Annotated in this window: 17 protein-coding genes and 1 pseudogene; 4 read left to right on the top strand and 14 right to left on the bottom strand. The window is 33.4% G+C overall.

Annotation, left to right across the window (positions count from 1 at the left end; all coding sequences use genetic code 11):
* Positions 1-10: 10 nt before the first annotated feature.
* Positions 11-1,417 (bottom strand): PQQ-dependent sugar dehydrogenase, encoded by a 1,407-nt coding sequence (locus tag LGK97_RS01940; RefSeq protein WP_226258052.1) that lies wholly within the window; start codon positions 1,415-1,417, stop codon positions 11-13.
* Between the two features lie 165 nt (positions 1,418-1,582).
* On the opposite strand from LGK97_RS01940, the gene LGK97_RS01935 reads away from it, so the two are divergent.
* Positions 1,583-2,083, top strand: a complete 501-nt coding sequence (locus tag LGK97_RS01935) for a hypothetical protein (protein WP_226258051.1) — start codon at positions 1,583-1,585, stop codon at positions 2,081-2,083.
* A gap of 274 nt (positions 2,084-2,357) precedes the next feature.
* Here LGK97_RS01935 and LGK97_RS01930 read toward each other — a convergent pair whose 3' ends face one another.
* The 5 genes and pseudogenes from LGK97_RS01930 to LGK97_RS01910 all read right to left on the bottom strand — a co-directional run bounded on the left by LGK97_RS01930 (position 2,358) and on the right by LGK97_RS01910 (position 4,926).
* Positions 2,358-3,230 carry a DUF4351 domain-containing protein gene (locus LGK97_RS01930; RefSeq protein ID WP_226258050.1) on the bottom strand — a complete coding sequence of 291 codons (873 nt, stop codon included), beginning with the start codon at positions 3,228-3,230 and terminating at the stop codon, positions 2,358-2,360.
* Positions 3,231-3,433: 203 nt separating this feature from the next.
* A pseudogene (locus LGK97_RS20015) lies at positions 3,434-3,598 on the bottom strand (FMN-dependent NADH-azoreductase); the annotation flags it as partial.
* Between the two features lie 152 nt (positions 3,599-3,750).
* Positions 3,751-3,972: a hypothetical protein gene (locus tag LGK97_RS01920; RefSeq protein WP_226258049.1), complete on the bottom strand. Its 222-nt coding sequence runs from the start codon at positions 3,970-3,972 to the stop codon at positions 3,751-3,753.
* Between the two features lie 276 nt (positions 3,973-4,248).
* Positions 4,249-4,584, bottom strand: a complete 336-nt coding sequence (locus tag LGK97_RS01915; RefSeq protein WP_226258048.1) for a cupin — start codon at positions 4,582-4,584, stop codon at positions 4,249-4,251.
* Positions 4,585-4,587: 3 nt separating this feature from the next.
* A complete protein-coding gene (locus LGK97_RS01910) occupies positions 4,588-4,926 on the bottom strand; it encodes a cupin domain-containing protein (RefSeq protein WP_226258047.1) in 339 nt (112 codons plus the stop codon).
* A 484-nt stretch (positions 4,927-5,410) separates the two neighbouring features.
* Here LGK97_RS01910 and LGK97_RS01905 point away from each other — a divergent pair, with 484 nt between their 5' ends.
* Positions 5,411-6,682 carry a RidA family protein gene (locus LGK97_RS01905; protein ID WP_226258046.1) on the top strand — a complete coding sequence of 424 codons (1,272 nt, stop codon included), beginning with the start codon at positions 5,411-5,413 and terminating at the stop codon, positions 6,680-6,682.
* A gap of 62 nt (positions 6,683-6,744) precedes the next feature.
* Here the strand turns inward: LGK97_RS01905 and LGK97_RS19905 are convergent, their stop codons facing one another.
* From LGK97_RS19905 to LGK97_RS01885, 5 genes are read right to left on the bottom strand one after another with little or no spacing between them, the layout of a single operon-like run.
* Positions 6,745-6,945 carry a helix-turn-helix domain-containing protein gene (locus LGK97_RS19905; protein WP_319001545.1) on the bottom strand — a complete coding sequence of 67 codons (201 nt, stop codon included), beginning with the start codon at positions 6,943-6,945 and terminating at the stop codon, positions 6,745-6,747.
* Positions 6,946-6,953: 8 nt separating this feature from the next.
* Complete coding sequence (locus LGK97_RS19900) at positions 6,954-7,124, bottom strand: response regulator (RefSeq protein WP_319001544.1); 171 nt, start codon at positions 7,122-7,124, stop codon at positions 6,954-6,956.
* Between the two features lie 19 nt (positions 7,125-7,143).
* Complete coding sequence (locus LGK97_RS01895) at positions 7,144-7,776, bottom strand: DsbA family protein (protein ID WP_226258045.1); 633 nt, start codon at positions 7,774-7,776, stop codon at positions 7,144-7,146.
* Positions 7,777-7,826: 50 nt separating this feature from the next.
* A complete protein-coding gene (locus LGK97_RS01890) occupies positions 7,827-8,111 on the bottom strand; it encodes a barstar family protein (RefSeq protein WP_226258044.1) in 285 nt (94 codons plus the stop codon).
* Between the two features lie 13 nt (positions 8,112-8,124).
* Positions 8,125-8,673 (bottom strand): ribonuclease domain-containing protein, encoded by a 549-nt coding sequence (locus LGK97_RS01885; protein ID WP_226258043.1) that lies wholly within the window; start codon positions 8,671-8,673, stop codon positions 8,125-8,127.
* A gap of 209 nt (positions 8,674-8,882) precedes the next feature.
* On the opposite strand from LGK97_RS01885, the gene LGK97_RS01880 reads away from it, so the two are divergent.
* Positions 8,883-10,112: an MFS transporter gene (locus tag LGK97_RS01880; RefSeq protein ID WP_319001543.1), complete on the top strand. Its 1,230-nt coding sequence runs from the start codon at positions 8,883-8,885 to the stop codon at positions 10,110-10,112.
* 44 nt (positions 10,113-10,156) lie between these two features.
* On the opposite strand, the gene LGK97_RS01875 is transcribed toward LGK97_RS01880, so the two are convergent.
* The 3 genes from LGK97_RS01875 to LGK97_RS01865 all read right to left on the bottom strand — a co-directional run bounded on the left by LGK97_RS01875 (position 10,157) and on the right by LGK97_RS01865 (position 12,547).
* Positions 10,157-10,969: a DODA-type extradiol aromatic ring-opening family dioxygenase gene (locus tag LGK97_RS01875; protein ID WP_226258042.1), complete on the bottom strand. Its 813-nt coding sequence runs from the start codon at positions 10,967-10,969 to the stop codon at positions 10,157-10,159.
* 62 nt (positions 10,970-11,031) lie between these two features.
* Positions 11,032-11,382: a DUF2200 domain-containing protein gene (locus LGK97_RS01870; RefSeq protein WP_226258041.1), complete on the bottom strand. Its 351-nt coding sequence runs from the start codon at positions 11,380-11,382 to the stop codon at positions 11,032-11,034.
* 178 nt (positions 11,383-11,560) lie between these two features.
* Complete coding sequence (locus LGK97_RS01865; protein ID WP_413228411.1) at positions 11,561-12,547, bottom strand: ASKHA domain-containing protein; 987 nt, start codon at positions 12,545-12,547, stop codon at positions 11,561-11,563.
* A gap of 421 nt (positions 12,548-12,968) precedes the next feature.
* Here LGK97_RS01865 and LGK97_RS01860 point away from each other — a divergent pair, with 421 nt between their 5' ends.
* Complete coding sequence (locus LGK97_RS01860) at positions 12,969-13,235, top strand: Ig-like domain-containing protein (RefSeq protein ID WP_226258040.1); 267 nt, start codon at positions 12,969-12,971, stop codon at positions 13,233-13,235.
* The last annotated feature ends 220 nt before the right edge of the window (positions 13,236-13,455 follow it).

The following is a 13,455-nucleotide window of genomic DNA, read 5'->3' as shown; positions in this document are numbered from 1 at the left end:
ATAAGAGCACCTAAATAGGTACCCCTGTTTTTTGTATTTTCCATATAACCCCTGTCTTTGGTTGAAACTCATCAGGCTCATCTTCAGGAGTAACCGCAAAATCTAATATATACATAGCTTTATCAGGTCCAAATACTACATCAATAGGCCTTTCAAACCCTCCAGCACCAGTGTAAGAAGCTGCAAAACCAGATTTATTAATAGCAAATGTAGATATTTGTCCTGTACTCATATTAATTTTTGATATTCTATGACCTACTCCTGGAAGTGGTTTGCCTCCTGTGGTCTCTGGAGCTTCACTGCCATATTCAGCAATATAAGCATCTCCATAAGGGCCAAACTCATTATTATAATTAAAATCAAAACCCATTATTGCAGCATGTGCAGTAAACAGTGCAAAGGGTTTTGGAGGAAGCATTGGATGGTTAGCAATTAAAAATCTAGGTTGAGCTTTACCTTCAGCTTTAAATATTGGTAGTATTACTGGAAGCCCTCCTGTGTAATCTGGCCAGCCGTACCATACTCCAGGCATAATTAACTGGAACTCATCTGGAGAATTGTCAATAGGTCTACTTCCTCTAACATCCGCACCATGATTTGTGCTAAATAATCTATTAAACCTGTCAAATTTTAACCTGAAGGGATTTCTAAGCCCAAAGGCTAAAAGTTCAAGGTTTGAACCATCAATATTTGCTCTAAGTATGCTTCCGCTGGCTCTTGTAATTCCTTTTTCTACTTCGCATGGCATACTTGGTACACCAAAGGGAGAATATGCGCCAGTATAAGTATAATCATTTGGTGATGCAGTTTGAATATTTTCAGTTACAAAGTTCTCACCATTTAGAATTAAGTTAGACCCGGGGTAATCATGAAAAAATGGATGCTTTTTGACCCAACTATTATCTAATCCTACTACACCAGAATTTGTTGCCGTTCCTTGCCCGAAATACATTTTCCCATCAGGTCCAAAAACTACTTGATTGTTATGATGATCACCCAAACTAGGTAGACCAGAAATTATATCTTGCTTCGTGCCATCAGGTTTAACTATGGTTATATATCCCCTGTGAGATACATAAATGTTTCCATTAAGATAGTTAATACCTGTTACTGGAGGGTTAAAGCCCTCTGCAACTATTTTAAAACCATCGCTTGTATGGCGAAGAACTTTACCACTTCCAGAAATAACTCCAGCGTCCGCAACCAGCATTTCCCCCTTATCCGTAAAGACCATACTTATTGGGGTATCTAAATCTTGTGCGAATACATCAATTTCATATCCTAAGGGTAATTTTATGTCTGAAGGGTTAAGTTTTCTTTCATATTTTTCTTTGTGCTCACTAGAGGACTCTGATACACTTGCTTCACCAGAAGATGTGGTTATATGTGGAATGGATTGCTGCTCTTCCTTTATCATTGAAAAGCTCCTTCAAGATTAGTATACATAACAGTATATTCTAAAAGTATAAGGATGGTTCCACATCAAACTAAAATAAGTGAATAACTGTAACGGAAAATAGTTTAAAATCATATAATACATAATGCTTTATTTATTATATGATTAAGTTATTGGAGGAGTATAATGATTAACACCAAGACTGTTGTGATTGGAGCATTATTTGCAGTACTAGCAGCGTTATTTCAAGCATTACCTGTTTTGTTTTCGGAGGTATTTGTATTTTTGACTATATTTAGTGCTGTACCTATTTATATTGTCTCAAGGATAAATCCTAAAGCTGGTGTTTTATCATATTTTGTAGCAAGTATGCTTGTTATGCTTTTAAGTATACATGAAGGACTGTTTTTCTTATGTACCAACGGAATTATTGGGCTTTCACTTGGAATGTGTAGTTATTATACCAAAATTAAGCCTATTATTTGGTTTTTAAGTTCTCTTGTTCTAACAATCACATTAAGTATTATGAATTATGGCATAGGCATACCTGTTTTGGGCGGTAAAATTCCAGGAGCAATAATAATTCAGATAGCAATATTATTTTTAATTTCAGCAATTTATAATATTTTCTATTATTATTTCTCAAACTTCATTTTTAACCTTCTTAAAAAATTTAAGGTTTATTGATATATTTCTAAGCAAAGGGACAATCACTTGGCGTTCTTTATATTAATAGTGGTAGATGAACCTATGAACTTCGCATAAAAATAGTGCCGAAATTAAATTCGGCACTATCTTTTATGCTACTACAACTTCATTACTATCAGTGTAAACTGTTTTAGCATTTTTCTTTCCAGTTTATGTTTGCTATGGTTGGCATATATATATCGCCGCTCACTTAATATTCATAAAAATTCTATCCCAATACATCCTCTTAAACAGTTTTTGTCGATAGTGCTCTTTAAAGGTATTTTTCTAAGTCGTTTATACTTTCAAAATCAAATATATCTATAGCTATTATATCTATAGTGATTTGAGGTAACTTCATTATTTTTTCTACATACTCCATAGGTACTTTCTTAAATCTTTTCGTTAATTGTTTAATTATTAATTCCGCATTTCCTTCAGCTCTGCCCTCTGCCTTACCTTCTCTTATACCATCTTCTCTAATCATTCTTCCTATCTCTGTCACACCAAACACCTCCTTGAATTTTGTTTTTGACATTCTATCTCCAAATTTTTCAAACAATGCATATAGTAACGTTAGACACTGAATTTTCTCTTTACCTTCGGGTATGTTATCTGCTAGTTCAATACTTTGAAGAGCCCTTTTGCTTCTACTTTCCTTGCTACTCATAAGTGGTATAAAGCTTAATGTTAAAATATCATTACCGGTAAGATGTTCTTTATTTTCAATCTTACCTCTTAATAATTCCAGTTTTTCATCACCATTTAAATCTTTCATATAAAAAGCTTCCACTTCATATTTTATACTTCCTGCATCAATAAAGGTTTCTACGTCATCTATGTCGGCAGAATATATAACAACTGTTCTTATTTTTCTTTTCTCCTTATAGAATAGTGATGCATCGTAATATAAAAATCTTTTTATATCTTCTCTTTTATCCGTAGTTTGAAATTCAAAATGTAGATAGCCACCATCTTCAGTATAAAACAAATAATCTGTATGATTTGTCTTAATTTCAATGTTTTTAATTTCTGTTTCTGCTGGTGCTAGAATCTTTGTATTGATGCCGAAAAATTTAACTGCATTGTCTTTGAAAAATTCCATGGCTTTCTTGAACACTGCGTCTTCTATTTTATTATAGTCCATAGACACCCTACCTTTCTACTGTTTTACATAATAATATTATTTACCAAAATAATATTATTATACGAACGTATGTTTAAAATCACTAGATGATGATTTGATTAATTCCTATAACCCTATATTTATCTGTATAAAATCCATATTTATATCCCTTATATATGAGGTAGCCTCTATTTTTAAAAACTCTTAGCTTTCTCCTTAGCTTCTTTGATTGCATTCCCTACTATAGCACTAACATCATTACCAATAACATCTAGTCCATCTGCAGGATGGCTCTGCTTATATGCCTCAATAAAACTATCAGAGATTTTAAAGATTCTTGACTCACCCTCTAATTTTGCATTTGCTTTAATGTATAGTACTTTACTCATTTGTTTTGCCTCCTTCTTATACAATCTATTTTATAGTATATATATTTCAATGAAGTCTATACATTTTAACTATCTTGATAATGTAGATAAGAGAAATGAAAAAAATTTAAGCATCAATACATAAAATGCATTGATGCTTTAGTATATACTAACTATATAAAACTATTTTCGTATTCAATTAATTCATACTGCAATTCACTTTTATCTTCTTTTGCGATATTAACTATTTCATCTTTAATTGTTGATAAGCCGAATGCATTTACTAAAGTTGTAACCATTTCAGCATGGTTTAAATTATTTACTTCTGCAAACCCTTTAAAATTTTTTACATCGTATTCCTGAACCCTAAAACTATTAGCCTTAATATTGCTCATTATTACGCCTCCATAATTCATTTTATAATATAATATACAGTTATAGTGCAATGTGTTATACATTTATCGCATTAGTATTACTATATAATCTAATTGTATATCATATTTCTTTCTATTGCAATACTATAATAGGCCAAATACAATTTTAGTATAATAAATAATATACCTGATTTTGATACTTCTTTCATTATTATCTAGCAAAAATAAAGTAAAAAACATCCATAGATATGATTTTCACAAATCTATGGATGTTCCTTATTATAATCATAATTCTATTTAATTTTTTACTAATATATTAAATAATTTTACATCAGTGACTGCTTCTACTCCATAATTTATATCTGACTCCATTGCCACAATATCACCTTTGTTCATTATTATCTCATCGTTTTCATTATATAAAATTTTTGCAGTACCTTCAATCATAATGAATAGTGTTTCCATCTCATAATATTCTTTATCTATGCTCTCACCCTTTTGATATGAGAAAAATCTTACTTCCGTATGCTCATTATCTATTAGCGCTTTGCTTGCTATTTTGTTACCTGTGTGTTCTATCATATCACTCATAACAATAGGTTCAAATGGTTTAATATTTCTGAAATATTTCATATGTTAGTCCTCCTTAACAACTACTAAAAGCATTTTCATATCCTCTTTAGCTGTTACTTGATGTGGAATATTAGCTGGCATTAATACAAATTGTCCTTTAGTTGCTTCAATTGTTTCTTCTCCAATTTTTACAGTTGCAACACCTTGATGTATATAAATTAAAGCATCTCCTTTAGCAGCATGCGGTCCAACACCTTCACCTTTTCCAAATGCTAAAGTTGTAAGTCCCATACCCTTTTTTTGAGCCAGTGTAACAGTTTCTATTTGTCCCTCTTTACAACTTACTAAACTATCAAAATCTACCGCCTTCGCTTTTTCAATGTTTTTTATTAATTCTTTCATATTTGTCACTTCTCCTCTACTTATTTTTTATATTATTAAAATTACTTTTGTTTAAGATTACTTCTTTAGAACCTTTGTTGGTTTTTTTTAAATAATTTTTTACTAACAACTATTATTGTCTCATCAAGTTCTTTCTATGCATTCATTATATCTTTTATAAATGCATAAATATGTGATTTAAATCACTTGGCTAAAATAATCAGCAAGTTCCTTTATTGTTATTCTTAATAATTTATCTTTAAACTTCTTAAACACTACATATAATAAAGTTAAACATTGAAGTTTGTCTGTGCCCTCTGGTATATCTTCCGCTAATTCAACATAGCTTTATCAATAAATGTAAAGGAGGTAAGTTTTATAATTGAGAAAACAATATTGAATAAATTCTCAATATTTGAAATTTTCTTATAAATTTATTGACAATTCTTGCAGCATAGATTAAAATTTTCCTATTAATGAATTTATTTAAAAGGGGAATGTTATTATGAGCAACTATAATGCAGTATTAGCAAGAAATACAGAAAATGCACCAAAAGGTAACGGATCATATTCACAAACTGTAGCTTTCTCTCATTACAACAATCTTTCAGCTCAATTACCTATTGATCCAAAATCCGGTAAATTAGTAGATGGTGGTATAAAAGAGCAGGCCAAGCAGTGCTTTAAAAATATTAAGGCAATTTTAGACAGCATTGACCATATTATGAACGACGTTGTTAGAATTACTGTATTTGTTACGAATATCAAAGATATTGACGCTGTAGACGAAGTTTATAAAACATTTTTCCTAAGCTATGTTCCTACACGGACGGTTGTTGCAGTTGCAGCTTTACCTATGGATGCTTTGGTGCAAATTGAAGTGCTTATTTCAAACGGTGAAGGTACAATTCCAAACGCACCACAAGCAGGCGACCTCATAAAGCTTACAAATAACACGGCAAATGCTCCAATATGTGCTTTATCTACTCAAGCTGTAGCTTTTTCTCATTACAATAATATTTCTGCTCAATTACCTATTGATCCAAAGTCTGGTAGACTGGTAACTGGTGGCGTAAAAGAGCAGGCGACGCAATGCTTAAAGAATATCAAGGCAATTTTAGAAAGTATCGATGTTCCTTTTGATGATATCGTTAAAATTAATATCTTCCTTAAAAATCTATCAGATACTGAAGCCGTAAACGAAGTTTATACAACATTTTTTCCAGACTCAGCTATCGCAAGGGCTGTAGCCTATATGCCTGCAAGGACAATAATTGCAGCTTCAGCTTTACTTATGGATGCTTTGGTGCAAATTGAAGCAGTGGTATCACACGGAGATGGTACACCTCCACAAGCTGTTGAAGACAGGCATGGACTTATAATAGAAGCAAACAATACAGAAAATGCACCAAGAAGTTCTCTATCTACACAAACTGTAGCTTTCTCTCATTACAATCATATTTCAGCCCAATTACCTATAGATTCAAAAACTGGTGAAATGGTAGCTGTTAGTATAAAAGAGCAAGCTACGCAGTGCTTAAAAAACATCAAGGCAATTGTAGAAAGTATCGGCCACGCTATGGAAGATGTGGTTAAAGTAAATGTATTCCTTAAAAACATCGCAGACATTGATGCTGTAGATGAAGCTTACAAAGCATTCTTCCCAAGCGGTGTTCCAGCAAGAAGAACAGTTGGAGTATCAGCTTTACCAAAAGAAGCTCTAATCCAAATCGATGTAGTTGTAGCAAACGAAGAAGGAACACCTCCAATATCTTAACCAAATATGTAATCCTAGCCACGCTTTTCTTTATTACCTTTTTCTAGCCGCCTGTCCAGGCCCTATAGAAGAAACTGGAAACAGTTTCTTCTTGCTATTAGTTTCTTGATATGAGAATCAACCGTTCTGTCGTCGATTTCTATATTCATACCCCAAATTTCATCCATTAATTCTTTTCTTGTAAAAATATTGTTGGGATAACTAAGTAGTTTAAAGATCAAATAAAACTCTTTTGGTGGCAGCTCCTGGATTTCCTCTTTCATTGTCACCGTCAGTGCATCATAATTTCACTGATGATCAAATCGATGTGCTTCAAATCTAATACTTCCAACGCTTCTTCGCCATCAAAGGCTGAAAATACCTGATAGGCCTCATTCTTTAGTTTTTCACCCATCAATTTATTTAAATTTTTACCTTCTTCTACCACTAATATGGAAAACATTCCTTCACTTCCTTATGTACTACGACTTCAAAGAAGCAAAAATTCTGTCTAGCTCCTCAAAATTACTATATCCTTTTGATTTTATAGTAGCCTTGCCCAGTTCTTCTACCACAACAGTTGGAAATACTTCTACACCCATGGTTCCTGCCATTTCAAAGCATTTAAAAGTTTCTAGTCTTATTTCTTCTGAGTTAAATTCTTTTTCAAATTCCTCATCTGATATATTAAAGCTTTTAGCAATTTCCATGTACCCATCTAAATTATTCATATCTTTTCCCTCTACAAAAAACGCTTCTTGAACTTTTTTCAGAAAACTAAAGGCTACTTCTTTCTTTAGTTTTTGAATTATAACCACTGCTTTTGCACCGGATAGACTATCTAGAATAATAGACTTTTTTTCTATGACATTTTCATTATATGCCTTTCCAAATTTCTTACCAGTTAATTTCTCAACTTTCTTATTGCTATCTTTCAGAAAATCACTAAAACTAGCGTCCACTTTTATAACATCATCACCAATAAGCATTCCCCCTGGCAATAGGTTAAAATCATAAACATCTTTATACTTTTCTTGTATTTCAGTTATAAAACCGCTCATTCCATAACACCATCCACACATTGTATCCATTATATAATATACCTTAGTTTTCATGCTTATTGTCACTCCTTGAATTAAATTTTTGTATTTTTAGGGACAAGGTATCATATCCCCTTGTCCCCTTCTATTTCAACTATAATATACTCATTTTCTTTCACTACTTCTTGAAACAAATTAATGATAGCTTCCCCGTAAGGACCTAAATTTTCTATTATAACTGCCGGCCTATATATTGTAATTTTTTTCGGGGAAAAATCTGTTACAAGTAAGTCCCACAAAGCATCTAAATTTTCTCCATAGTAATCAGGTAAATCCAATTTTTGTTTTAAATAATCATGAGTTGATGCTTTATCTAGCATTTTATTTCCGTTTAATCGAATTTCTTTCATATCTAATCCCTCTCTAATATAACTTTTTGAAGCTTTTATAGTGATCTTTAGTGTAGAAAATAAGACCATCACTCGAATATATTATTCTTTCTGCTCCACGGTAACTCCCCTTATAATTGATATCACATTCATAATATTTGCGGCCGTTTGCTTTCGGTAATAAACCTTCCATGTTACCAAAACTGTCCCCACCAATAGACTTTTTGTCAGTTACTTTCCAAAGGTTTCCTTTTGAATTATCCCATCCTAGCTTTTCAGCTTCTTTCTTTGTAATAAAATTAGGTGGCAGCTCCTTGAACTCATGAATATACGCTGCAACTTCATCCTTAGTTGAATAATTTTGTCCACTCTTTACTTGAACTGAAGTGGCCTGCGTTTTAATCGTCGTTTCTTCCTTTTGAACTGGACTTACAGGTGTCCCTTCTTTAGGAATTGATATATTTGTATTAGGCATCTCAGATGGAGTTATTATTTGAGTTGCTTCACATCCTGTTAATACGAATAAAGTTAAAATTGTAAAAATCTTTATTAACCAATTGCTCCATTTATTATTTTTATGCATGGTAATCTCCTCTACGTTTTATTGACATGATTTTATCATACTTAAGACAATTATAGCAAATTCTAATTGCTTCTTGTGTTGTATCCCTTAAGTATATTTAAAAAGTCGGAACCTCTTTTATTGAGTGAATATTTCCTAAGTAAAGTGATACTTGAAAAAAATCTCGTTGACTCTTTGAAAATACCTTGGTAACATTAGGTTAACGTAACGTGAAAGAAGGTAAAAATATGAAATTACCAAGAGTTCTAAGATCCTACTCAGGGCTACCAAGGGGAATATATATTTTATTTTTTGTAAGAATAATAAATAGTATGGGTAGTTTTGTTTTCCCACTATTAACACTGTTTTTGACGGACAAGCTTGGCCTTGGAGCTAAAGAAGCTGGCATGTTTGTTTCACTTTCTGCCTTATCCTACATTCCTGGTGGATTATTAGGTGGAAAGCTCTGTGATATTATAGGAAGAAAAAAGGTCATGATTATTTTCCAAACCATAGCCGCACTTTTATTTTTGCCCTGTGCCTTCCTAGGAAACTCGATAATCATTCCATGGCTTTTAATTCTGGCAGGGGTAGCAATTAGTGCTGTTCAACCAGCAAATAGCGCCATGGTTGCTGATTTGACGGACTCAAGTAATAGAAAAGCTGCCTTTTCGCTTTTGTATCTTGGGATAAATATTGGATTCTCAGTTGGACCTATTTTAGCTGCATTTCTTTATAAAAACTATTTTTCATGGACCTTCATTGGAAATTCTGCTGCAATCTTACTAACTATGCTCTTAGTTATTTTTTTTGTAGATGAAACTAAACCAAATATCCTTTATGAGGAAGAAATATCTGAAGACGAAAGAGCAGAGGTTGGAAGTGTGTTTTCAATACTCCTCAAAAAACCTGCAGTTTTGGCTTTTGCACTATGCTCCTCGGTATATTCCTTTGCATATTCCCAAGGAAATTTCAGTACACCCCTTCAGCTAAAAGAGCTCTTCGGGGACAGCGCAGCGCAGCTTATGGGAGGGTTATATTTTACAAACGGTATTATGGTTGTGACAATGACAACCATAATCGTCTATCTCACGAAGAAAAATAAACCGCTGTTTAACATAGCCATATCAGGTGTGTTTTTTGCTGTGGGTTTTGGATTGAATTTTTTCATTAAGGTTTATCCCCTATTTGTAATTACAACTATTATTTGGACAATTGGAGAAATCATTAATGCAACAAATATGGGTGTATACATCGCAGACCATGCTCCAAGTTCTCATAGAGGCAGATTTAACTCAGTGTTAAATATAATAACAGGTGCAGGTTCTGCTATCGGACCATTAATTATGGGTGGATACATAGAAAATCTCGGTGTAAAATTTGTATGGCCACTAGTATTTTCGGTTACCATGATATCTGCATTCATGATTTATCTTCTACATTTAAAGGAAAATAAATAATGGTGGGAGTATGGCCCCACCATTGTTTGTCATTTAGTATATATCTATTGCCATAAAAATGCTGTAGCTCTTTTCCCTAAAATATAGTCGTCAAATACTTTAGTCCCCACATCTTTAGATAGTCCAACACAAACTAATAAGGGTAATAAATGTTCTTCCCGAGGATGACAGTACCTGGCACTAGGAATGTTTTCCCAATTAATGAAGTACTCCATCCTTTTTTCATAATCTTTTTCACTACAGCAAATTTCAATGAGTTTGTCTTGAAACTCGTTATTAAACGAATCTTCTATGCTCCTTCCATCGAAGTCAAATCGTCTCATATTATGAAATGAAAAGCCCGAACCAATAATTAGTATATTTTCTCCAAGTAGAGGTCTTAGTGCTTTCCCAATATTAAGATGCATAAGTGGATCAAGATTATGATTTAGTGAAATCTGTAAGACAGGAATATCCGCATCTGGATACATCATCTTCAAAGGTATATAAGCACCATGATCATAAGGTCTGTTGTTGTCCATGCGATGTGCAATACCACTTTCCCTAAATAATCCAGATATTTTTAATGCTAAATCAGGATTTCCTTTGCATGGATATTTAATACTATATGATGCTTCTGGAAATCCTGAGTAATCGTAGACAAGACCTGGTTGATTTCCACTTTGAATTGTAACTATATCTTCCTCCCAATGAGCACTGATTACAACAATTGAATCCGGTCTCGTGATTTTTTGTGGGAGATCTTTCATAAATTCAATCATTTTTTCATGTGAGGGATCATCCAGCATTGGAAGAGGACCTCCACAATGTGAAAAATATATAACTTGGACATTATGGTTTAAATTGCCTTTATTCATAAAATACACCCCTCTCTCTATTTAGTATAACATATGAAGGTGCAATATTTCTAAGGTTGCATTTAGTATCTTAAAATCTTCTCCATGGTTTTTCCTTTTGCTAATTCATCTATTAATTTATCTAAATATCGAATTTCCTTCATAATTGGTTCTTCTATATTTTCTATTCTTACACCACAGACTACACCTTTAATTAGCTCTCTTGATGGGTTCATATGTGGAGCCTGGGCAAAGAAGGTCTCAAAGTCTACCTCTTTTTCCAATTGCATTTCCAATTCTTCTTTAGTATATCTTGTAAGCCAAAGGATAATTTCATCAACTTCTGATTTTGTACGGCCTTTTCTCTCTGCTTTCGCTATATACAATGGATAAACTTTTTCAAAACTCATAAAATTTATATTATGCTTTGTCATATTGACCTCCTTTATTCTCTAATACTGTGCAAATAACTTATTGCTAGGCTAGAGAAAAATTCTCTAGCCTAGCAATGAGTTGTTTTCTAAATTTCTCTTATATTGATATTCTTATAGCATCCATGGATCATTTTCAGGTTCTATATAGTCATCTGTGATGGTAGCTACCCCCGGATTCCTAGAATTGAAGGCACTTCGCAAAAAGTCTCTCATACCCCTCTGATGCGCCTAGTTCCATATAATCCATTTTATGAGCTAATTCTTCAATTTCCTCTTTTACTTTAGAAGACATAAAAGCCATATATGCTCCCGATTTAGAGGCGTTTCCTACATATACTAATTTTTCTCTAATCTCTTCTGGTAAAATACCTGTTCCCACTAAACTATCAGCTGGCAAATGAGCTCCAAATTGTCCTGCAATCATAACCTTATGAAGTTTACTCATATCAATGTCAGCTTGCTTTATCAGTGCATAAAAACCAGAAAGAATAGCTCCTTTTGCTAATTGTATCATATTATAGCGATAATCTGATACCTGTAATTCTTCTTTTTTTATGAATGCTCCATTCTTTTTCACAAAGCCTGTGCGAATCAACTCTTTCACAGCAGCTAATATACCACTTCCGCATAATCCTATGGGCTGCTGGTTTCCTATAACTTTAATTTCAATCCCACTTTCAGTGATCAACAAATCTTCAATTGCGCCTTCCGCTGCTCTCATACCTGAACTAATATTCATGCCCTCTAAGGCTGGCCCAGCAGCGCAGGAACAAGATAATAGCTTCCCATGGTTTGATAAAACTATTTCTCCATTGGTTCCAATATCTATAAATAAAATGTTTTCCTCTGCTTTATGTAGCTGACAAACATATACACCGGCAACAATATCTGCGCCTATGTAGGCTGAAACTGATGGAAGGCAATATAGCCTTGCGCCTTCAGCTGCTTTAAGCCCAATGTCTTTGGCTAATATATTCTTGGATTTTAGAAATGTTGGTGCATAGGGCGAGTTTCCAATAGACGTTGCATCAACGCCTAAAAGAAAATGCATCATTGTGCAATTTGCTGCAATAGAAATCTCATAAATGTTTTTTCTGTCAATTTGAGCATCATTACACATGTCTGAAATCATCTCATTAATAGCACTTACAATTACATATTGCAGCTTTTCTTAGACGATATAAATGGTGAGGGTATCAAAAAAATGGTCGCCGAAAAAATACGTGAAGACGGAGTGAAAATCTATCGGTTCTTTTACATTTACCAGGAAAAACTTCGTACATACGACAAAATGTATGCACAGGGATACATTTTTTTTCATCAAATAACAATTTGATAGATTACAGTCATGGTTTAACGAGTGAGTATCATATCCTAGAAATTAAAAACGGAAAAATCATTGAATCATCTAATTTTTATCATATAATGAAGACCCTGAGAACCCCGATTATTATCAGAATAAGAAAAAAATCTCCAAGCCAGCATACGATTCACTGCTCAAAAAATATGGTTTATCCGAGAAGAATCTTTTTATAGCTGGTACCAACCAGATTAACCGACCCGACCAAACAGCCCAAATCCTCGTTATGACTACTACTGTTAAAGTAACTGGCATTACCCTAAACAAAACTTCACTCCCCTTAGTCAAAGGAAAAACATACGTTTTAAAAGTAACGATAGCCCCTACGAATGCTACGGCAGAGACCGTGACTTGGAAATCTTCCAACACAAAAATTGCAGCTGTAGATAAAAATGGCAAGTTAACTGCTATGACAAAAGGAACATCAACCATCACAGGCAATGCATCCGATGGAAGTGATAAAACATCTACCTGTAAGGTAACTGTAAAGTAGTAAATCATCGACTTGTAATATCCTAGAAAGGTTACTTTAGTTACAGTCTAAATCTGCTTCCAAAGTTGTCAATATTTCAGCTTCGAGGAAGATGAACAGCTTCGCAGATGATGATTCTAGCAAGTGATGACATGCTTTACTGGACTCACTTGCTATTAGTAATTTCATCAATTGTATTTTAACGACGAAAAAACCACCGAATTACTTCAGCAGTTCTCCT

The organism is Clostridium sp. CS001, assembly GCF_020443565.1.
In the GTDB taxonomy this organism is placed as follows: Bacteria; Bacillota; Clostridia; order Clostridiales; family Clostridiaceae; genus Clostridium_AD.
This window is presented reverse-complemented; position numbering and strand designations above follow the sequence as displayed.